Raw genomic sequence first — 21,398 nt, 5'->3', positions numbered from 1 at the left:
GGCGCGATCACTTCGTCGCGCCGTTCGACGTCGCCAACGCCGCCACGCCGAGGCCCATGTAAAGCAGGCCGGCCACATATTTCCCGATACCCGGTCGGCGACTGCGGTTGGCGAGGGCACGGCTGATGGTGCGGGCGAGTGCTGCGTAAGTGACGTCGCTCACTGCCCCGACCAGTACGAGCAGCAGGCCCAGCGTGACAATCTGCAGCGGTACGTGCCCCAACGACGGGGTCACGAATTGGGGTAGAAATGCGGCGATGAACAACCCCGTCTTCGGATTGAGCAGGTTGACCAGAAACCCCTTCTTGATTGACTCGCCTAGCGCAGGCGCGGGTGGCACAGACACAGAGGTAGTGTCCGACGGTGCAGGCTTGCTACGGATCGCTTTGATGCCCAGATAGACGAGATAGGCCGCCCCTAGAAGCTTGATCGCGCTGAAAAGAAACGGTGAGGCGAGCAACAACGCGGTCAGTCCGGCGGCGGCCAAGCTGACGTGAACGAGTGTCGCGAGCATCACGCCGAAGCACGAGGCCACGCCGAATCGGAAGCCCTGGCTGGCACTGGCCGTCGAGATGTAGACGGTCGTTGGTCCGGGAATCGCGACGAGCACGGTGACGGTCGCCAGAAAGTACGGCAGAAGATTGAAATTGATCATTCCGGTGGTTTCCTGCGAAAAATCGGTAATACGGCGGCGAACAGCGGGGGCGTGGGTCTGTCGCTCGGGCGACAGTGCGGACCATAGCGTCGTGCGCATCGTAACACTGCTTTCACCGGCAGCTTTCCTGCGTTGCGGCTGCCTTCGCTCAATCCTCAACGCTCAACGGGTATGACAACGGCGCGTTGAGCGAGGCGATTCAACTTCACGATCGCATATCTTCCCGGCGACTGACGTGACCCCGTTGCCGTACGCTTCGCACCAGCCTCGCCAGCGGGGGAAGTGAGGCTATCGTTTACCCGAAAATCCCCCATCCAACAGCTTTTCGCGTTGACCGGCAAATTGTTTTTTGCTGGTATACCAGTTATGAACCAGAACCAACGTACTCCCGCCCTGAGCGATTCGGCCTATAACGCCATTCGCGCCCTGATCGTCTCCGGTGAAATCCGCGCGGGCGAAGCGCTCTCCGAGCGCGCCCTGTCGGAGCGCTTCGGCGTGAGCCGCACGCCTGTGCGCGAGGCGATTCGTGCGCTCGCCAACGACGGCCTGCTGGAGATCGTGCCGATGCGTGGCACCTTCGTGCGGCAGTTGTCGGTGCGGGATCTGAGCGAGATTCACGAAGTCCGGCTCGCGCTCGAAGGCATGGCCGCGTGGCTGGCGGCGCAAAAGGGCGTGACACCCGCGCTCCAGGAAGTCGCCGTTCGCCTGCGCGCACTGGATGCGCAGGGCGAGCAGGGCTTGCCTCTTGACGTCGATATCACGCAGCGCGTGGGCTGGCAGTTTCACGAAGCGATGTTTGCCGCGGCCGACAACGGGCGGCTCACCGAGACCTATCACGCGTTGCGCACTCAGAACGGTCTGGCGCTGCAACGTATCCCGCATTACGACGCCGAGCGCACGCGCGCCGCAGTTCGCGAACACCTCGCGATCTTCGACGCCATCGCCGCCGGGCGTCCCGAGGCGGCTCAGCGTCATGTCTGGGACCACCTCACGCACGCCATGCAAGCGCGCTTGCAGGCGCTCGTTCCTCCCACCGTGCCGCCCGGTACTCAGCGCTGATCGCCCCCGACAAGCGAAAACCGCGTCACCACGCAATTTCCGGAGATTGTTGTCATGTCGTCACGTTCTGCCAGCAAGAAACGCCTCATCCCGTTGCCCGTCCAGATGCTCATCGGTCTGGCGCTCGGCATCGGCTGCGGTATGTTCGCCCCGGCGCTTGCCACGAAGCTCATGCCCGTGGGCACTGCCTTCGTGCAGGCCGTAAAGATGATCGTCGTGCCACTCGTTTTCACCGCCATCACGCTAGGCATTTATCAGATGGGGCACAACGCCCGCGCGCTCGGAAGGGTTTCGGCCATCAGCCTCATCTACTTCTTCATCGCCACGCTGGTCTCCATCGTAATCGGGCTGGGCCTGAACGCGATCTTCCATCCGGGGCTCGGGGCGAATCTCGCGGCGGCACATGCGTCGGCCAAACCGATTGCCGCCTCGGTCGATTGGACCAAGTTCTTCCTGGAAATGATTCCGTCGAACATCTTCGCGGCGATGAGCGGCAGCAACCTGTTGCCGGTGTTGGTCTTCGCGGTGCTGCTCGGCCTGGCGCTCTCTGCCATCGGTGAGCGTGCCAAGCCGCTCGTGGGGGTGCTCGATGCCCTGATGGGGGCCGTGTTCAAGCTGACGGACTGGATCATCTCACTCTCGCCACTCGCGATCTTCGCCATCATTTCCTGGTTGTTCGCAACGCAGGGTGTTGGCACGATCCTCGCCCTTGTCAAACTCGTGGGCACGATGTATCTGGGCCTTGGGGTGCTGCTGGTGCTGTTCTGGATTCTGCTCAAGGCCATTGGCGAAAAGCCGCTGGAGACAACGCGCGCCATCGGTGAGCCGGTGATTCTCGCTTTCGCCACGCGCTCGTCGGAAGCCACGCTGCCGTTGCATATGGAAAAGCTCATCACAATGGGGGTGCCCAAGGCCATCGCGTCGGTCGTGCTGCCGCTGGGCTACGCGTTCAACCGCGACGGCTCGATCATGTACTTCGCACTGGCCGTCGGTTTTCTGGCCGATGCGTATCATGTGCCGCTCGACATGCCGACGCTGCTCTCCATCGTGCTCGTCACCACGCTCGCCAGCAAAGGCAGTGCGAACGTGCCGTCTGGCGGGCTGGTGGCCATTGCGATGGTGCTCACGACCATCGGCGTGCCTATCGAAGCGCTTGCGATCATTGCCGGTGTCGATGCCTTCCTCGACATGGGCCGTACCGCCATCAACGTTTTCAGCAACACCGTGGCCATCAAGCTCGTCATGAAGCTTGCCGGCATTGCGTACGAGTCGCCCGAGGCCGTGCAAGCGGCGCTTGCCGCCGAGTCCTCGTCCGCAAGCACTGGCGGTCATGCCCACGGTCAGGAGTTCGCATGACATCAGGTAACACCGAGCGCTTAGTCGATCTGCGAAGCGACACCGTCACCCGTCCCACGGCACTGATGTGGGAAGCGATGCAGGCCGCGTCGCTGGGTGACGACACCCTCGAGGGTGATCCCACGGTACGCGCACTCGAACATCTCGCGGCGGTCATGACAGGGAAAGAGGAGGCGATGTTCGTCGTCTCCGGCACGATGGGCAATCTGATCGCCTCGCTGTGTCATGCCACCCGCGGCGGCGAGGCCGTGGTCGACGCGCAGTCGCATATGGCAAAGTCGGAGGCGGGCGGCATGTCGCGGCTCGCGCATCTGTATCCGGTGCTCATCCCATCGGTGCGCGGCGAGATGGATCTCGATCAACTGGCCGGGGCATTGCGTCCCGGCTTTTCGCGTTACGGGCAGCCAACGGCGATGGTCGGTGTGGAGTCAACCCATAACCACTCCGGCGGCTACGTGCCGTCGCTGGGGTATCTGGCCGACGTGCACGCGCTGGCGTCGCGTGCGGGCGTGCCGGTGCATATGGACGGTGCCCGCGTGTTCAATGCGGCCGCCGCGCTGGGCGTCGACGTTGGCCAGATCGCCGCCCATTGCGACAGTCTGACGTTCTGCCTGTCGAAGGGACTCTCCGCGCCAATGGGCGCCATGCTCGCCGGTTCGCATGCGATGATCGAACAGGCGCGCGCATTCCGGCGCATGACGGGCGGCGGCTTGCGTCAGGCGGGCATCATGGCCGCAGCAGGCAAGGTGGCGCTGGAGACGATGGTCACGCGCCTGTCCGACGACAATCAGCGCGCGCAACGCCTGTGGGCCGGACTCGCCCAGATCGATCCTCAATTGGTGGACGCCGTGCCGTCGAAAAGCAATATCGTGCGGTTGCGTGTGGGGGAGCAGCGAGAATGCAATTCCAGCACGTGGGAGGCGGTGCTCGCGGAGTGCGGCATTCTGGCGCGCGCGAGCGGCACTTCCATGCTGCGGCTGGTCACGCACCGTCATATCGGCGACGACGACATCAATGACACCATCGCGGCCATTGCATCGATCCGCGATGGGTTGGTGGCGAACGCCTCACCGTTTGGCGCGGTTTGACTTCGTCCGAAGGGACGCGCTGGGGCCGGTGCCACCGATTCGGTAGCGACTTGCAACAGTGTGTTGCACGCCGCTGCCGGCCGAAAATTGGAAATGGCGGTACACTCCGAGCACACGCCACCGCTGTCCGGTGGCACGCGACTCTCCATTCGGCCCGTTTGAACGTCATCATGAAGTCCCCTGGTAATGCCTCTGCCACGCCCGCGTGCGACGCTGGCGAATGCGTCGAGCTTGTCGCTACCGCGACCCTGCCGACCCGCTATGGCACTTTCACCTCCCACGCATTCCGCGTCAAAGGCAGCAACAACGAGCATCTCGCGCTGGTCATGGGCGATGTGTCGACAGATGCGCCGACGCTGGTGCGTCTGCATTCGGAATGCCTGACGGGGGATGTATTCGGTTCCTACCGCTGCGATTGCGGGGAACAACTCGACGCGGGCATGCGCAAGATCGCCGAAGCCGGACGCGGCGTCATGCTGTATCTGCGAGGCCATGAAGGACGCGGCATCGGACTGAGCAACAAGATTCGCGCGTACCTGCTGCAGGAACAGGGGCGCGATACCGTTGAAGCGAACCTCGATCTGGGGCTGCCCGACGATGCTCGAGAATACGATTCCGCAGCCGCGATCCTGCGCATTCTCGGCGTGCGCTCGGTGCGCCTCATGAGTAACAATCCGAAGAAGTTCGATACGCTCACGAAGCACGGCATTCCGGTGTGCGAACGCGTGGCGCTCGATATTCCGATGCGCGAAGAAAACGAACGTTACATCCGCACCAAGCAGGTGAAGTTCGGGCACTACTTCGAAGAGAACGAATAAGGGCTGGCCGGCGAGTCCGGCCGGTAGCGCGCCGCTCGTCATTCACGATCATGGGCATGCCGTTCGGTAGGCGCATAAGGCCGTCCCGTGGCTTTGGGCGGCGATAAAGCGCCTCAATCGATAGGTAAATTCCCAACTGGGTTGCGGCGCAGCATTTTATGCTTGACGCCCCAATTTGGCCTCAGTTACCATCCGCCCTGTCTTCAAATTAAAGGGGTTGTCCGTGAATTCCGATGCCAGTAGTAGTCGATCGTTGATCGACTGATTGCCTGAGGATCCACAGCCTTCCCTGTGCCGCGTCCTCATGCAGGATGCGGTGTCTGGCGCCAATAATCGCTCTTCCTGAGCGTCACGTCTTCGGCGCAATTCCCGCAGAAATTCCACTGTTGTGCCCGTGATGGGCGTTGTCGTCTTGCGCATGCCTCCCTGGCATCGAGACGGCACGTGCACGCGCCGACTGTCCTTACCGCGTGTGGTGGGGACGATTCGCAGCCATGCGAGGAAGTCATGCGAGTTTTTCAAACGTTTCAGGCTTTTCAAAGCCAATCGACGCGCACCACGCCGGTGTCGCGCCTGACCATCGTCTGCCTGGCCGATGCCTTGGGGGCATTGCGCAAACAGATGTTCATCGATCTCACCGCGCTCGGTCTTCGCGCGACGCACGTCAGCATTACGCGTCGGAACGATCGCGACGAAGCGTCCGCCACCGTTACGCTCGATTGTCCGCTCGCCTCGCGGGCGTCGCTCACGTCGCTTGTCATGCGCCTGTCCGGCGAGCGTAGCGTGCGTCGCGTGGTCTGGTCCGACGACAGTACCCGTCGCGCGCTCGCCGACGCCATGCCCGCGCACGCATAGGGCGACGCCGCCGATCGATGCCCCATTTCTTTGCCGCGCAGCGCGATCGCGTCTGCCGGTGTGCCGAATAGCAAAACCTAAGGAGTCCGATATGGAAGACGGAAGTAGCCGAATGAGGCCCGTCGGAACCGCGCGCATGGCGCACGGACTTCCGGCGGGCGCTCCGATGCCAGACCCAAGAATTTTCGTTACTACCGACCGCGCGCCGCGCGGCGCGGCTGGGTGCGTTTGCGCTTTTTTCCGGAGACATGACATCTGGTAGCGCTTGACGAGACCGGCCGGCCGCCATGCCAGCGTAAGCCGTGCCAGGAAATCGTCATGAACAAGAACCTCCATTCGCGCCATAAACAGCGCGGCTTTGTCGAACGCTCGACAAGCTCCGACCTGCCGCTCTCGGGCCCCGACGCCGTTGCCCGGCTGGCGACCGAACCGCTGCAGGACGTCTTTCATACACTCGGCACCGACGAGAGTGGTCTCACGCTCGAGGATGTCGGCCAGCGCCAGACCCGCTACGGCCCCAACGAAATCGCGCACGACAAGCCGCCCCACTGGACCGTGCAGTTGTTCAGCGCGTTCAAGAACCCGTTTGTCATGGTGCTGCTCGCGCTCGCCATCGTCAGCTTCTTCACCGATGTCTACTTCGCCGACCCGGACGATAAAGACTACATGGGCATCACCATCTTGATGACGATGGTGACGATCAGCGGCCTGCTGCGCTTCTTCTCCGAGTTCCGTTCGCTGCGCGCGGCAGAGAAGCTCAAGGCGATGGTGCGCACCACGGCGTCCGTTCGCCGCCGCGTCACCGTCTCGGGTAAGTCGGAACGTCACGAAGTCGCCATGCGTGAGCTGGTCGTGGGTGACATCGTGACGTTGCAGGCGGGCGACATGATTCCGGCCGACCTGCGTCTGATCGAATCTCGCGACTTGTTCATCAGTCAGGCGGTGCTCACCGGCGAGGCGTTGCCCGTCGAGAAGTACGACACGCTGGGTGCCGTTGCGCAAAAGTCGGCGGAGACGGCCGATGGGCAGGGCAATGCCAGCCTGCTGGACCTGTCGAATGTCTGCTTCATGGGCACCAACGTGGTGAGCGGTACGGCCACCGGTGTCGTCGTCGCGACGGCGGGCGACACCTATTTCGGTGCACTCGCGAAGAACGTCGTGAGCCACAAGCGAGTCGAGACGAGCTTCGACCGTGGCGTGAACAGCGTGAGTTGGTTGCTCATCCGCTTCATGCTGGTGATGGTGCCGGTCGTCTTCATGATCAACGGCCTGACCAAGGGCGACTGGGTGAGCGCGCTGACGTTCGCCCTGGCGGTGGCGGTCGGTCTGACACCGGAAATGCTGCCCATGATCGTGAGCGCCAATCTGGCGCGCGGTGCACTGGCGATGGCGCGACGCAAGGTGGTGGTCAAGCGTCTGAACTCTGTCCAGAACTTCGGCGCCATGGACGTGCTCTGCACCGACAAGACCGGCACGCTCACGCAAGACCGCATCATTCTCGAGCGGCATCTCGACGTGACGGGCGACGAGCAGGAGGACGTGCTGCGCCTTGGCTGGCTCAACAGCTATCACCAGAGCGGTCAGCGCAATCTGATCGACGTGGCGATCATCCGTCGCGCCAACGAGATCGGCGACGCCGTGCAACCGCGCACGTTTGCCAAAATCGACGAGCTACCGTTCGACTTCGTGCGCCGGCGTTTGTCGGTCGTGGTCGCCAACGAACGTGGCGAGCACCTGATGGTGACCAAGGGTGCCGTCGAAGAAATGTTGTCCGTCTCCACGCACGTGAAGACCCCGGAGGGCGTGCGCCCGCTCGACGACACGGCCCGCGCCATGCTGCTGGCCCGCGCTGAGGCCTACAACGAAGAGGGCTTCCGTGTCCTCGTTGTGGCGACCCGCGACATTCCGGCGGACGAGACCAAGACGCAATACAAGACGGCTGACGAAGCGGGCCTGACGGTCTGCGGTTTCCTGACCTTCCTCGATCCGCCCAAGGATTCGGCCGCACCCGCCATTGCCGCACTGCGCGAGCATGGCGTGGCGGTCAAGGTGCTCACTGGCGACAACCCCATCGTCACGATGAATGTGTGCCGTCAGGTGGGCATTGAGCCGGGCACCCCGCTGCTGGGTTCGGACATCGAGCCGATGGACGACGCCAAGCTGCGCGAGATGGTCGGGCATACCACGGTGTTCGCGAAACTCGCACCGCTGCACAAGGCGCGTGTGGTCAAGGCATTGCAGGCGAACGGCCACACCGTGGGTTTCCTCGGTGACGGCATCAACGACGCCCCCGCATTGCGCGATGCGGACGTCGGCATCTCGGTGGACACCGGTGCCGACATCGCCAAGGAGACCGCCGACATCATCCTGCTCGAGAAGAGCCTGATGGTGCTCGAAGAGGGCGTGATCAAGGGCCGGGAGACGTTCGGCAACATTCTGAAGTACCTGAACATGACGGCCAGCTCGAACTTCGGCAACGTGTTCTCGGTGCTGGTGGCCAGCGCGTTCCTGCCGTGGCAGCCGATGCTTGCGATGCAACTGCTGGTGCAGAACCTCGTGTACGACATCTCGCAGATGTTCCTGCCGTGGGATCGCATGGACCCCGAGTTCCTCAAAAAGCCGCGCAAGTGGGATGCCGGCAATATCCGGCGCTTCATGTTGTGGCTCGGGCCGACCTCGTCGGTGTTCGACATCACGACTTACGTGCTGATGTGGACGGTCTTCGGTGCGGGCGCGCTGTATCACGCCCAGGGCGGAGACGCGGGTCAGGTCATCATGAACTCGGGCTGGTTTGTCGAAGGCCTGGTGTCGCAGACGCTTGTGGTGCACTTGCTGCGCACGCAGAAGATCCCGTTCCTGCAAAGCACGCCGGCATTGCCGATCATGCTGTCCACGTCGGTGGCCATTGTGATCGCCTGCTGGCTGCCGTACTCGCCGTTTGCCGAGGCACTGGGCTTCATCGCACTGCCGGGCTCGTACTTCTACTGGCTCGTGGCGACCATGCTCGGTTACATCGCGCTCGCTCAGGTGGTGAAGACGATCTACATCCGCCGCTTTGGCCGCTGGTTCTGATCGAGCCTCGATCCGGCACACAACTCACATTGAAATGATGTGCCCCCCCCGCCCCTTGGGGCGGGGGGGGGGGGGGCGACCCACATGCAAGCACCGTGCAGCGCGCGGTGCGACATAGGCTTAACAAGAGAACGACTCATGAAGAAGCAACTGATGTATCTGGCGCTGTTCTGTCCGCTCAGCGCTTTCGCCGCCCACCCGCTGGTCACCGACGACACCGGTACACAGGGCGACGGCAACTGGCAATTCGAGACGAATAGCGAAGTCACGTCGAAGCAACCGGACATCGGGCACCAGAGCCTTTGGAACAGCACGCTGACGCGCGGCGTGGGCGAGGCGATCGACCTCTACGTCAACGTCCCCTACACGACCATCCAGAATCGCTCCGATACTGCGGGCAGCGGCATTGGCGATGTGGAGACGGGCGCCAAGTGGCGCATGTACGACAACGGGGCTTTCAGTATCGGCCTCAAGCCCTACCTGACGTTTCCGTCAGGCAGCGATCGGCGCGGGCTCGGCACTGGCCGGGTGAACGCCGGTGCGACGTTGCTCACCCAGTATGCGATCGGTGACTGGACATTCCTGTTCAACGCCGGGGCAACCTATGAGCCGAACCGACAGTCGCAGCGCCAGGCATTGTGGAAGGTCTCTGGGGCGGTGATGTACCGTGTGCTGCCGTCAACACAACTGATCTTCGATGTCGGCACGTCGCAAAACCCCGACTTCGCGCAGCGGACCAATCCGGCGTTCATGATTCTCGGCGCGATCTACAGCCCGAAGCCTTGGCTGGATCTCGATGTCGGTTACCGGCGCGGGCTCAATCCCCAGACCTATAGCGACTCCTGGATGGGCGGGATGACCGTCCGCTGGTAAAGACGCCGGCCGGCCAGGCGCGTTGGGCCGGGGCGCGGCAGGGCGGGGTATCGAACCCGCTCGCCAGGAGGCAGATAACTTTGCAGTATAATTTTTTTCCAAAGTGATTGTCCTGGCGCGCCGCGCCGCTTACCGAACGCTTCCATGCCAAAATCGCCGGCCCCGAAGGCCCTTACCGTCACCAATCCAGCCTGTCTCATCGACGGTTCCGACGCCGAATTCCGTCATCTGATCAATGGGTTGCTGCCGTTCGCCGCACGCCTGTTGTCTGTGCGCGACGGGTTTGGCAGCCTGATCGGTCTGACGGGCATTCAGTACTCGCTGCTCCAGTCGGTGGTGCATCTCTCGTCGCAGGGGGATGTCACCGTCAATCAACTGGCCGAGCATCTGCACCTGTCCGGTGCGTTCGTGACCATCGAGACGAACAAGCTCAAGGCGCTCAAGCTGATCGACAAGCGTCAGAATCCGGAAGACCGCCGCAAGATGAGCCTGACGGTCACGGCGGCCGGCGCAAAACTGCTCCACGAGCTGACGCCCTCGCAACAGCGTATCAACGACGTGCTGTTCGAAGGCGTAACACGCACCGAATTCAAAGTACTGTGTGCCGTCGTCGACAGACTCGTGACCAACGGCGACCGCGCCACGCTGGATCTGAGCCACCTGCTGGCGACCCGCGACAAGCGCTGAACCCGGCGCGGCACCAGCGCTCCCTCAGTGAGCCGCCCACTGAATCGAGTTCAGATCGACACCGTCCTGATACATATCCCATAGCGGACTCATCGCGCGCAGCTTGCCGACGGTGCCGCGCACCTGTTCGATCACGCTGTCGACTTCCGCCTCGGTCGAGAAGCGCCCCAAGGTGAATCGGATGGAGCTGTGCGCGAGTTCGTCGCTGCGCCCGAGCGCGCGCAGCACGAACGACGGTTCGAGCGACGCCGATGTGCACGCCGAGCCCGACGACACCGCTACGCCCTTGATCCCCATGATGAGCGACTCGCCTTCCACGAAGTTGAAGCTCACGTTCAGATTGTGCGGCACGCGGTGGATCATGTCGCCGTTGATATACACCTCGTCCATCGTCTGAAGACCTGCGAGCAGGCGGTCGCGCAGCGCGCCGACGCGTGCGGCTTCCGACGCCAGTTCGAGCTTCGCCAGCCGGAACGCTTCGCCCATCCCCACGATCTGATGCGTCGGCAACGTGCCCGAGCGCATGCCGCGTTCGTGGCCGCCGCCGTGAATCTGCGCTTCGATACGAATGCGGGGTTTGCGGCGCACATACAGCGCGCCGATGCCCTTCGGGCCATAAAGCTTGTGGGCCGTGACCGTCATCAGATCGACCTTGAGCGTTTGCAGATCGATCGGGATCTTGCCTGCGGCTTGCACGGCGTCGCAGTGAAACACGATGCCGCGCTCGCGGCACAGTTCGCCGATCTCCGCGATCGGTTGAATCACGCCGATTTCATTGTTCACCATCATCACCGACACCAGGATGGTGTCCGGGCGCATGGCGTTGCGCACCGTATCGACCGTAATCAGGCCGTCCTCCTGCACGTCAAGATAAGTGACCTCAAACCCTTGCCGTTCCAGATCGCGCATGGTGTCGAGCACGGCTTTGTGCTCGGTCTTCACGGTAATCAGGTGTTTGCCCTTGCCGCTGTAGAAATTCGCCGCGCCTTTGATGGCGAGGTTGTTGCCTTCGGTCGCGCCAGACGTCCAGACGATCTCGCGCGAATCGGCACCCAGCAGCGCGGCGACGTGTTCGCGGGCCGTCTCCACGGCCTCTTCGGCCGTCCAGCCGTAGCTATGACTGCGCGAAGCGGGATTGCCGAAATTGACGTTCAGGTACGGAACCATTGTCTCGACCACGCGCGGATCGACCGGGGTCGTTGCGCTGTAGTCCATGTAGATGGGGGCTTCGAAAAGCGACGGCGTAGTAGACGGCATAGGGAACTCCGAATCGTCCGGTGGACATCTTGAATTGCGGCCGAGTGTAGCACCGCATTTCTCACGAATCGCACTCTCCCACATTGAAAAAAGGGTTTCATGCCGCCCCTTTTGTGTCCGGGATGACCTGAGTCAGCGAGATAGGTTGTGCGCAATCCGGTTGTGTCTTGTGCAATGCGCCACCCATGAAACCCCATGATCAGTAAGGGTTTTGCCCGGTTCGGGTGCGGCGATGCACCAGCGAAAAGCATGTGCACTTTCTTCGCGCTCAGGGTTTACCTTGCTTGATTAGCTATTTTTGTTAACGTTCAATAATTACTAACAAACAAAGCTAAATACGAAAGACGGTTTGACGGGTGAAGCGGCAAAACGAGTGTCGTTTCGCTGCGAGGCCGCTTCGAGAAGGAGGTAATCATGAACGACGCATCGACCGCAGTACAGGCTTCGGAAGACGAGGCGCGACAGTTCCGTCGCACGCTCGCCATGTTTGCCACAGGCGTGGCCGTGATCACGGCGCCCCGCGACGACGGGCCGCCCATCGGTATCACTGTGGCGTCGTTCAATTCGGTCTCGCTCGCGCCGCCGCTGGTGCTGTTCTCGGTCGACCGGCGCTGTCTGAGCCTCGACGACCTGTGCATGGCCGCGCGCTACACGGTGAATGTGCTGGACGAGAGCCAGCGCGACACCTCCAACCGTTTCGCGACTGTCCGGGGCAACAAGTGGGACGGCGTGAGCTTCGAGGGCGAGGGCATTGGCCGGCTGCCGGGGGCGCTGGCTGCCTTCGAATGCGAGCCGTATGCGCAACACGACGGCGGCGATCACGTGATCTTTGTGGGACGGGTTGTGCACCACGCGGCGCGCCACGACGGCCGGCCGCTCATTTTCTTCGGCGGGCAGTACCGCTCGCTCGACACCACGCCGGTGGCGGCGTGAGTTCCCCAGGGTTTCAGGAGAGAGTCATGGTAAAGAACGGTAGTCAACATATCGGCCAACTGCGTGACGGACGCGAAGTGTATATCGACGGCAAGGCCGTCGGTGACGTGACCACCCATTCGGCGTTCCGCAATTCCATTCGCAGCTACGCGAGTCTGTACGACTTTCAGGCGCGTCCCGAGAACCTCGAGGCAATGACCTTCGCGTCGCCGGACACGGGCGATCAGGTCTCGCGCATCTGGCAGTTGCCCACGAGCTACGACGAACTCGTGCAACGCCGCGAGATGCTCGAAGCGTGGAGCGAGTTGCATTACGGCTTCATGGGACGCTCGCCGGATCACGTGGCCTCGTGCATTTCAGGCATGGTGATGGGTATCGACGTTTTCGAACAATACGACACCAAGCGCGCGGGGGCGCTGCGCGACTACTACAAATACGCTCGCGACAACGACCTGTTCCTGACGTATGTGATCGTGAACCCGCAGGCCAATCAGTCGAAAGCCGCGCACGAGCAAGAGGACAAGTACCTCGCTGTCGGCATTGTGGACCAGGACCACGAGGGCATTACGGTGCGGGGCGCAAAGATGCTCGCCACCAGCGGCATCATGGCCAACGAGGTTTTCTGCAGTTGCATCCAGCCGCTCAAGGCGGGCGACGAGATGTACGCACTGTCGTTTGCGATCCCCATGAATACCCAGGGCCTGCGCGTGCTGTCGCGCAAGTCTTACGAGGGCAGCGCCACGTCGGTGTTCGATAACCCGCTCGCGTCGCGCTTCGACGAGAACGACGCCGTACTGTACTTCGACGACGTGAAAGTGCCGTGGGAGCGCATCTTCGTCGCCGGCGACACGGCCATGTGCGCGAAGCAGTTCCACGCCACGCCTGCCCACAGCTACCAGAACTATCAATGTCAGGTGCGGCTGATGGTCAAGCTGCGCTTTCTCGTGGGCATCGCATTGCGCATTACCGAGGTGAACGGCACCAATGCCTTCCCGCAAGTACGCGAGACGCTCGGACAACTGGCGGCCGAGGCGGCGATGGTCGAGGCGTGGGTGCACGGTATGGAGGCGAAGGGCCATATGGAGAAGGGCTACTACGTGCCGGACCGCAACCTGCTCTACGGCTCGCAAGTGCTCACCCAACAGCTCTACGGCAAGGTGCTCGGCACGCTTCGCGAACTGGCAGGCGGCGGCATGATCATGCTGCCGTCGAGCATCCACGACTTCGAAAACCCGATGCTCGCCAGCATTATCGAGAAGACGCAGAAGTCGCCGGTGGCCAACGCCGAAGAGCGCGTCAAGTTTTTCAAGCTTGCCTGGGACGCCGTGGGCTCCGAATTCGCTTCGCGCCATAACCAGTACGAGATGTTCTACGCCGGCGCCACGTTCGTGACCAAAGGCCACGCCTATCGCACGTACGACTGGCAGAAGGCCACGCGGCTGGTCGACAACCTGCTCGGTACCTATGCGCTCTCGGACGAGATCGTCCGGCAGCCGGTCGCGGCCTGAGCCGCACTTCATTTCCACCACAACCGCACTACGACGGCACTACGACGGCACTACGACGGTATTACCCGCCACAGACAAGGAGTTCCCATGGCGATCAACAAGTTGCATGACGAGTTTCACTCCATCGATATGAAAGAGGGATGGGAGGTGCCGCCGGGCTATCCCCCGGGCATCGAACAGAAGATTCTCGCGGGCTCGCTCGACGAGCCGAACCGCGCGGGCAGCCGCACGCGTTTGCTGCGCTTCGCACCGGGCATCTACACCACGGCCCCGTTCGTGCATACCTACTGGGAGGAGGTCTATCTCGTCTCGGGCGATCTGACGGTCGGCAACGACGCACAGGGCGAGGGCGGTGAAGCGTTTGCGCCGAACACCTATGCGTGCCGCCCGCCAGGCGCGTTCCACGGCCCGTTCAAGTCGAACGGCGGCTGTCTGCTTCTCGAAATTCACTACTACGACCCGGCCTGACACGTTCAAGGCAGGGCATTGGGCGCGGCGAACGTGAGGGCGTTGCCGTGCCGCCGGGAGACGTTTTCACCCACATCACACCTCTACAGGCTATCGGGAAAACATTATGTTTACGTTTCGCGCAAATCGTACCACGTTAATGGCTGCCCTGGTGCTCGCCGCCGCCTTCGCCGTGCCGTTCGCCGCACAGGCTCAGCCCGGCAAGATGAGCGACGGGGTCGTGAAGATCGGCGTGCTTACCGACATGTCGTCGATCTTCTCCGACATCGGCGGCAAGGGCTCGGTAATTGCCGCGCAAATGGCCGTCGACGACTTTGGCGGCAAGGTCAACGGCGTGCCGGTCAAAGTGATTTCGGCCGATCATCAGAACAAGACCGACGTGGCGGCGACCATCGCCCGCGACTGGTTCGACAACCAGCAGGTCGACGTCGTCGAGGACTTGCTGCCGTCGTCCGTGGCGCTGGCGGTGGCCAACGTCGCCAAGGCCAAGCGCCGTATCGCCATCGTGACGGGCGCGGGCACCACACGGCTCGTCAACGAGGACTGTTCGCCGTACACGGTGCAGTACTCGTACGACACCTATTCGTTCGCGTCGAACACGGTCAAGGCGATGACGCGCAGCGGCGATAACAGTTGGTATTTCCTCACCGTCGACTACGCGCTGGGCGCGTCGCTGGAGAAGGACGCTACCGAAGCGCTGCAACACGTGAACGGCAAGGTCGTGGGCCGCGCGAAGCATCCGCTCAATTCGTCGGACCTGTCGTCCTATCTGCTGCAAGCGCAGGCGTCGCGCGCCAAGGTGATTGCGCTGGCCAATGCCGGTGCGGACACCGTGAATGCGATCAAGACGGCGCGCGAGTTCGGCATCACCGCCCCCGGCAAACAGAAGATTGCCGGTCTGCACATGTTCATCAGCGACATTCACAGCCTCGGACTCGAAGCGGCGCAGGGCATGACGTTGACCACCGCTTTCTATTGGGACCGCGACGACGCCTCGCGCACCTGGGCCCAGCGCTTCTTCGCGAAGACCGGCAAGATGCCGACGCTCGTACACGCAGGCACCTATTCGTCTGTCATGCACTACTTGCAAGCCGTGCAGCGCACCGGCACCGACGAGGCCGACACGGTCATGGCGTCGATGAAACAGGCACCCATCAACGACTTCTTCGCCAAAGGCGGTCAGATTCGCCCCGACGGCCTGATGGTGCATGACATGTATCTCGTGGAAGTGAAGTCGCCCAAGGAATCGAAGAAGCCCTGGGATTACTACAAGGTGCTGCAGACGATCCCCGCCAACGAGGCGTTTCGTCCGCTCGCCCAGAGCCAGTGCGCGCTCGTGAAGAAGTGATCCCAGGAAGTCAGGCCATGACCGGAGTTGGCAAGATGAATCTCATGCATTTCGTTGTACAGACAGCAGACGGTATCGTCGAGCGCGATGTCGCCATTAAACAGCTTGTGATTGCGGGCTGGACGGGGCGGGACGTCGAAGCGATGGAGCATCACATCCGTGAATTGGAGGTGCTGGGCGTGAAGCGCCCGGCGGCAACACCGATGTTCTACCGGGTATCGAGCGACCGCCTCACGACGCAGGCCCACATCGAGGCGAGCGGACGCGCAAGCAGCGGCGAGGTCGAGTTTCTGCTCGTGCGCAGCGGGGGCGAAACGTATGTCGGTGTGGCGTCGGACCACACGGACCGCGAGGTGGAAACCTACGGGGTCACCGTCTCGAAGCAGATGTGCGAGAAACCCTGCGCGACGATGCTGTGGCGGCTGGCCGACATCGAGCCGCATTGGGACAGGCTCATGCTGCGCAGCTACGCCAACATCGGCGGCGAAAAGGTGCTGTACCAGCAGGGGCCGGTCACGGCGATGCGCTCGCCGCAGGATCTGCTCGCGCGCTTCGCCGAGGCAGGCGGGCGCTTCGAAGACGGCACCGCCATGCTGTGCGGCACGCTGGCGGCCATCGGCGGTATTCGTTCGGCCGAGCGTTTCGATTTCGAGCTGGAAGACCCCGTGCTCGAACGTCGACTGCAACATGGTTACGGTATTACCCCGCTACCAGTGGTGGGGTAAGCGCATGCATCACGACGACATCATTCTCGAAACCCGGCAGCTCACCAAGGCGTTTCGCGGCTTCACCGCGGTGGACGGCGTAGATCTGAAGGTCAGGCGCGGGGCGATTCACGCGCTCATTGGTCCGAACGGTGCGGGCAAGACAACGTGTTTCAACCTCCTGACCAAGTTCCTGACACCGACGTCGGGCCAGATTTTCTATCGTGGCGAGGACATCACCCGTCTCGCCCCGGCGGCGGTGGCGCGGCGCGGCATGATCCGCTCGTTCCAGATCTCGGCGGTGTTCGGGCATCTGTCCGTTATCGAGAACGTGCGCGTGGCGTTGCAACGTGCCACGGGCCAGTCCTATCACTTCTGGCGCAGCACGCGCGGGCTGGGCGATCTGGATACGCGTGCGATGGCGTTGCTCGATGAGGTCGGCATTGCCGCCTATGCGCACGAGTTGACCGCATCGTTGCCCTATGGACGCAAAAGGGCGCTGGAAATCGCCACGACGCTTGCCATGGAGCCGGACGTCATGCTGCTCGACGAGCCCACGCAAGGCATGGGGCATGAGGATGTCGAGAGGGTGGCTGTGCTCATCCGGCAAGTCGCGGCCGGACGCACGGTGCTGATGGTGGAGCACAACATGAAAGTGGTGTCGGGCATCGCCGACACGATCACCGTATTGCAGCGTGGCGAGATTCTGGCCGAAGGCGACTACGCCACGGTCACGGGCGATGCTCGGGTGCGTGAAGCCTACATGGGGTCGGCGGATGCCACGCTGGAAGGAGCGCACGCATGAAGGCCTACGAGTCGTCGCTTGTTGCAGCCAGCGTTCCGGCGCTGGCGGTGACCGGCCTGCAAGCGTGGTACGGCGAATCGCACATTCTGCATGGCGTCGATCTGGTGGCGGGGCAGGGTGAGGTCGTCAGCCTGTTGGGACGAAACGGCGCGGGCCGCAGCACGACGTTGCGCGCCATTCTCGGGCTCACGGATACGCGTGCCGGCTCGGTGCGCGTTTTCGGACGCGAGACCATCGGCCTGCCGACGCGCAAGATCGCACGATGCGGTGTGGGTTTCTGTCCGGAGGAGCGGGGCATCTTCGCCAGTCTGTCGTGCGAGGAAAACCTGCTGCTGCCGCCTGTGCTGGCGACGGGCGGTGCCGCACCGGGGCAGGCCGGAATGTCGCTCGACGAGATCTACGCGATGTTCCCGAATCTGGCGGAGCGCCGTCACAGTCCTGGCATGCGGCTCTCGGGCGGAGAGCAGCAGATGCTGGCCATCGCGCGCATTCTGCGCACGGGGGTCCGGTTGTTGCTGCTCGACGAGATATCCGAAGGGTTGGCGCCCGCCATCGTGCGCACGCTCGCCCGCATGATCGAGACGCTCAAATCGCGCGGCTACACCATCGTGCTTGTCGAACAGAACTTCCACTTTGCCGCGCCGCTGGCCGAGCGCTTCTATGTCATGGAGCACGGCCGCATCGCGCTGCAATTCGACGCCGACCGGTTGTCCGCCCATACACAGGCGCTGCAAACGCTGCTCAACGTGTAACCCGCTCAGAAGGTCATTGCCGTGAATCCTTTCGATATTCCTCTGCCAGCGTTGCTTAGCCAATTGATGCTCGGGCTGGTCAACGGGTGCTTCTACGCCGTGCTGAGTCTTGGCCTGTCGGTCATCTTCGGCTTGCTCAATGTCATCAACTTCGCGCACGGGGCGCTGTTCATGATCGGCGCGCTCGTCGCTTGGATGGGCGGCCAGTATCTCGGGCTGAACTACTGGACGATGCTGGTGATCGCGCCGTTGGCCGCTGGGTTGCTCGGTGCCGCCGTCGAACGCGGGCTGCTCTCTCGCATTTACAAGCTCGATCATCTGTACGGTCTGCTGCTCACGCTCGGCCTCACGCTCATCATCGAGGGGCTTGGCCGGTCGGCGTACGGCGTGTCGGGCATGTCGTTCGAGGGGCCGGCGCTGCTCGCCGGCGCCACGCGTCTGCCGTTCATGGTGTTGCCGAATTATCGCGCGTGGGTGGTCGCGGCGTCGCTCGCCGCCTGTGCGCTCACGTGGTTCGTCATCGAGCGTACCCGCATCGGGGCCCTGCTCAGAGCCGGTACCGAGAATGCGCGGCTCGTCGAGACATTCGGCGTGAACGTGCCGCTCATGGTCACGCTTACCTATGCCTTCGGCGCCGCGCTGGCGGCGTTCGCGGGGGTACTGGCCGCCCCCATCATGCAAGTCTCGCCGATCATGGGGCAACCGATGATCGTGACGGTCTTCGCCATCGTGGTGATTGGCGGCATGGGGTCGATTGCCGGATCGGTCGTCACGGGGCTCGCGCTCGGGGTGCTGGAGGGACTGACCAAACTTTGGTACCCGGAGGCTTCGGCCACGGTCGTGTTCGTGATCATGGCGCTCGTGCTGCTCGTGCGTCCGCATGGTCTGTTCGGTGGTTATGCCTACAAGTGAGTCGTTGATGATGCGTCAATACCGTTTCGATCTTGTGCTGCTCGTGCTGTTGGCCGCGTTGCCGGCGCTCGGGGTCTATCCCGTTTTCGCGATGAAGGTACTGTGTTTCGCGCTGTTCGCCTGTTCGCTCAATCTGGTGCTTGGCTACACGGGGTTATTGTCGTTCGGTCATGCCGCGTTCTTCGGCGGGGCGGCGTACTTCGCGGGTTATGTGATGCGCGATCTCGCGTGGTCGCCGCTGGCCGGTGTGCTGACCGGCGTGGCGACCGGTGCCGTGTTCGGGTTGGGTTTCGGGCTGTTTGCGATCCGGCGTCAGGGCATCTACTTCGCGATGATCACGCTCGCCCTCGCGCAAATGTTCTACTTTTTCTGTCTGCAAGCGCCATTTACCGGCGGGGAGGATGGATTGCAGGGCGTGCCTCGCCAGACGTTTTTCGGCCTGTCGCTGGACCACGATCTCACGCTGTATTTCGTGGTGCTTGCCGTGGTCGCGGCAACGTTTGCGTTGATGTCGCGGGTCATTGCGTCTCCCTTCGGCCGCGTGCTGGCGGCTATCAAGGAGAACGAGCCACGCGCGATTTCGTTGGGCTATGAGGCGGCGCGTTTCAAACTGCTGGCGTTTGTGCTGTCGGCAGCGATCGCGGGTCTCGCGGGGGCGCTCAAGACGCTGGTGCTCGGCTTCGCCACGCTGTCCGACGTGCATTGGTCGCTCTCGGGATCGGTCATTCTGATGACGCTGGTCGGTGGCATGGGCACGCGCTTCGGGCCAGCGGTGGGCGCGTTGCTCATCGTCTCGCTGGAGACCAAGCTCGGCGATATCGGTAACTGGCTGGCGCAGGCGACAGGTTGGCAGGTGTTCACGGGTCTTGGTTCGATGGTGAGTGTGGTGACGGGCGTGATCTTCGTGCTCTGCGTGCTGCTGTTCCGTCGCGGCATCGTTGGCGAATGGCTTGCCTGGCGGCAACGCTGGGTGGCGCGCCGTAACAACGCGGCTCGCCCGGCGGCGTTGGCCGGCGCGATCAAAGGGTAGGGGCGGTGGCGGACAGGGTGGCGCAAGGGCCTGGCCGGACATAAGATGCATGTCAAGGCCATGTTAAACTGCCTCGCAAGACTACCGGGCGGCACATCGTGCCGCCCCGTCCGTTCCCGCTGTTCCCCGCCGAATGCGACTCACCGACCATACCGATTACAGTCTGCGCACCCTGATCTACGTCGCGGTTCATCCCGACGAGCTGGTGCACGTGCAGTCCGTGGCGGAGGCGTTCGATATTCCCAAGAATCATCTCGTGAAGATCGTGCAAAAGCTCGGTCAACTGGGCTTCCTGCACACCGTGCGCGGGCGCTCGGGCGGGATTCGGCTGGGGCGGCCGCCGGAGCGCATCGGACTCGGCGATGTGGTGCGGGCGATGGAACCCGACTTCGCGATGGTCGAGTGCTTCCATCAGGGCGAGAGTGCCTGTGTCATTACGTCGGCATGCAACTTGCGCGGTGTGTTGGGCGAGGCGCTGCGCGCCTACTTCGCGGTGCTCGATCGCTACACACTGGCCGATCTGGTGGGCAAGCCCGCCGTGTTGCGACGCCTGCTCGGCGACGCGGTGGCCGCCGTCGTCCCGGTCGCGGATATCAAAGTCAAACGGCGCGTCACCGAATCGTAATCCCGCCGCAGCGCCTGCTTTTTTAAGCATTCCTTCAAATTTTCACGAACTTATCGACGTTCGCTATCGACGCCATAGCGCCGGTTAATGGCTATCGCGAGATCTGGACGATTAGTCGCATCTTGCAGACGCGCAGCCGCGAAATTTGCCCCGCCCTTTCGTAATCTTGAGTCGTGCCCGATAGCGTCAGCCCAGCCGTTCAACGCGAGAGGTTGGCGCCCCGGGAAAACCAACACCTGGCACTCACTGCCGAACGAAAGGAGTCTCGTCATGAACGCTCGTATTATTGCCGCTGCCCTGATCGCCACCGCTACGCTGGCTTCCGCTTCTGCCTTCGCCGAAACCCAAACCGCCGACGCGGGTCAACCGGCCGCGACGCAAGGCGTCACCCGTGCACAAGTGCGCGACGAGCTGCGTCAGGCGCGTGCCTCGGGCCAACTCGACCAGTCGCTTCAGACCTATCCGTCATTGCTGCAACAACGGTCTTCGGCCGGCCGTTCGCGCGCGGAAGTTCGCGCGGAAATCGGCACAGGTGCGCCGGTGGGTGACGACCGCGCCTGAGGTGCCGGCCGTCGTCGAACGGACAGGATGCC

The 21,398-nt window shown here is 62.8% G+C and carries 21 protein-coding genes; 19 read left to right on the top strand and 2 right to left on the bottom strand.

Annotated elements, in window-relative coordinates; translation table 11 throughout:
* Positions 1–7: 7 nt before the first annotated feature.
* Positions 8–655 (bottom strand): LysE family translocator, encoded by a 648-nt coding sequence (locus tag PHO31112_RS23885; protein ID WP_174995861.1) that lies wholly within the window; start codon positions 653–655, stop codon positions 8–10.
* Between the two features lie 366 nt (positions 656–1,021).
* Between PHO31112_RS23885 and PHO31112_RS23880 the strand changes: the two genes are divergently transcribed.
* The 8 genes from PHO31112_RS23880 to PHO31112_RS23845 all read left to right on the top strand — a co-directional run bounded on the left by PHO31112_RS23880 (position 1,022) and on the right by PHO31112_RS23845 (position 10,463).
* The gene (locus tag PHO31112_RS23880) at positions 1,022–1,714 is read left to right on the top strand and encodes a GntR family transcriptional regulator (RefSeq protein ID WP_150623753.1); all 693 of its coding nucleotides are present in this window, start codon (positions 1,022–1,024) and stop codon (positions 1,712–1,714) included.
* A gap of 54 nt (positions 1,715–1,768) precedes the next feature.
* Entirely contained in the window at positions 1,769–3,070 is a 1,302-nt protein-coding gene (locus tag PHO31112_RS23875; protein ID WP_217427068.1) for a dicarboxylate/amino acid:cation symporter, read from the top strand.
* Positions 3,067–4,158: a threonine aldolase family protein gene (locus PHO31112_RS23870; protein WP_150623751.1), complete on the top strand. Its 1,092-nt coding sequence runs from the start codon at positions 3,067–3,069 to the stop codon at positions 4,156–4,158. The genes PHO31112_RS23875 and PHO31112_RS23870 overlap by 4 nt, the downstream gene beginning before the upstream one ends.
* 170 nt (positions 4,159–4,328) lie before the next feature.
* The gene (gene ribA, locus PHO31112_RS23865) at positions 4,329–4,976 is read left to right on the top strand and encodes a GTP cyclohydrolase II (RefSeq protein ID WP_150623749.1); all 648 of its coding nucleotides are present in this window, start codon (positions 4,329–4,331) and stop codon (positions 4,974–4,976) included.
* Between the two features lie 507 nt (positions 4,977–5,483).
* On the top strand, positions 5,484–5,831 hold the full coding sequence (locus PHO31112_RS23860; protein WP_150623747.1) for a hypothetical protein: 348 nt from the start codon (positions 5,484–5,486) through the stop codon (positions 5,829–5,831).
* Positions 5,832–6,149: 318 nt separating this feature from the next.
* Positions 6,150–8,903 (top strand): magnesium-translocating P-type ATPase, encoded by a 2,754-nt coding sequence (gene mgtA, locus PHO31112_RS23855; protein ID WP_150623745.1) that lies wholly within the window; start codon positions 6,150–6,152, stop codon positions 8,901–8,903.
* 138 nt (positions 8,904–9,041) lie between these two features.
* Positions 9,042–9,776, top strand: coding sequence for a transporter (locus tag PHO31112_RS23850; RefSeq protein WP_150623743.1), 735 nt, complete (start codon positions 9,042–9,044; stop codon positions 9,774–9,776).
* Between the two features lie 144 nt (positions 9,777–9,920).
* Positions 9,921–10,463 carry a MarR family winged helix-turn-helix transcriptional regulator gene (locus PHO31112_RS23845; protein ID WP_150623741.1) on the top strand — a complete coding sequence of 181 codons (543 nt, stop codon included), beginning with the start codon at positions 9,921–9,923 and terminating at the stop codon, positions 10,461–10,463.
* A gap of 24 nt (positions 10,464–10,487) precedes the next feature.
* Here PHO31112_RS23845 and PHO31112_RS23840 read toward each other — a convergent pair whose 3' ends face one another.
* Positions 10,488–11,720, bottom strand: coding sequence for an IscS subfamily cysteine desulfurase (locus PHO31112_RS23840; RefSeq protein WP_150623739.1), 1,233 nt, complete (start codon positions 11,718–11,720; stop codon positions 10,488–10,490).
* Between the two features lie 414 nt (positions 11,721–12,134).
* Between PHO31112_RS23840 and PHO31112_RS23835 the strand changes: the two genes are divergently transcribed.
* From PHO31112_RS23835 to PHO31112_RS27270, 11 genes are all read left to right on the top strand, one after another.
* A complete protein-coding gene (locus PHO31112_RS23835) occupies positions 12,135–12,653 on the top strand; it encodes a flavin reductase family protein (RefSeq protein ID WP_150623737.1) in 519 nt (172 codons plus the stop codon).
* Between the two features lie 26 nt (positions 12,654–12,679).
* Positions 12,680–14,161, top strand: coding sequence for a 4-hydroxyphenylacetate 3-hydroxylase family protein (locus PHO31112_RS23830; protein WP_150623735.1), 1,482 nt, complete (start codon positions 12,680–12,682; stop codon positions 14,159–14,161).
* Positions 14,162–14,248: 87 nt separating this feature from the next.
* A complete protein-coding gene (locus PHO31112_RS23825; RefSeq protein ID WP_010806438.1) occupies positions 14,249–14,629 on the top strand; it encodes a cupin domain-containing protein in 381 nt (126 codons plus the stop codon).
* A gap of 106 nt (positions 14,630–14,735) precedes the next feature.
* Positions 14,736–15,977: an ABC transporter substrate-binding protein gene (locus PHO31112_RS23820; RefSeq protein ID WP_150623733.1), complete on the top strand. Its 1,242-nt coding sequence runs from the start codon at positions 14,736–14,738 to the stop codon at positions 15,975–15,977.
* A 35-nt stretch (positions 15,978–16,012) separates the two neighbouring features.
* A complete protein-coding gene (locus PHO31112_RS23815) occupies positions 16,013–16,702 on the top strand; it encodes a DUF2848 domain-containing protein (protein ID WP_150623731.1) in 690 nt (229 codons plus the stop codon).
* Between the two features lie 4 nt (positions 16,703–16,706).
* Positions 16,707–17,486, top strand: a complete 780-nt coding sequence (locus PHO31112_RS23810; protein ID WP_150623810.1) for an ABC transporter ATP-binding protein — start codon at positions 16,707–16,709, stop codon at positions 17,484–17,486.
* Entirely contained in the window at positions 17,483–18,238 is a 756-nt protein-coding gene (locus tag PHO31112_RS23805) for an ABC transporter ATP-binding protein (RefSeq protein WP_150623729.1), read from the top strand. The genes PHO31112_RS23810 and PHO31112_RS23805 overlap by 4 nt, the downstream gene beginning before the upstream one ends.
* Positions 18,239–18,259: 21 nt before the next feature.
* Positions 18,260–19,150 carry a branched-chain amino acid ABC transporter permease gene (locus tag PHO31112_RS23800; RefSeq protein ID WP_150623728.1) on the top strand — a complete coding sequence of 297 codons (891 nt, stop codon included), beginning with the start codon at positions 18,260–18,262 and terminating at the stop codon, positions 19,148–19,150.
* 7 nt (positions 19,151–19,157) lie between these two features.
* The gene (locus PHO31112_RS23795; RefSeq protein ID WP_150623726.1) at positions 19,158–20,180 is read left to right on the top strand and encodes a branched-chain amino acid ABC transporter permease; all 1,023 of its coding nucleotides are present in this window, start codon (positions 19,158–19,160) and stop codon (positions 20,178–20,180) included.
* A gap of 133 nt (positions 20,181–20,313) precedes the next feature.
* Positions 20,314–20,805 carry an Rrf2 family transcriptional regulator gene (locus tag PHO31112_RS23790; RefSeq protein WP_150623724.1) on the top strand — a complete coding sequence of 164 codons (492 nt, stop codon included), beginning with the start codon at positions 20,314–20,316 and terminating at the stop codon, positions 20,803–20,805.
* A gap of 270 nt (positions 20,806–21,075) precedes the next feature.
* On the top strand, positions 21,076–21,366 hold the full coding sequence (locus tag PHO31112_RS27270) for a DUF4148 domain-containing protein (RefSeq protein WP_174977295.1): 291 nt from the start codon (positions 21,076–21,078) through the stop codon (positions 21,364–21,366).
* Positions 21,367–21,398: the final 32 nt, after the last annotated feature.

This window comes from Pandoraea horticolens (assembly GCF_902459555.1).
GTDB classification, from domain to species: Bacteria; Pseudomonadota; Gammaproteobacteria; order Burkholderiales; family Burkholderiaceae; genus Pandoraea; species Pandoraea horticolens.
The sequence above is the reverse complement of the archived record's forward strand: the minus strand, read 5'-3'. Positions and strand labels throughout refer to the sequence as shown.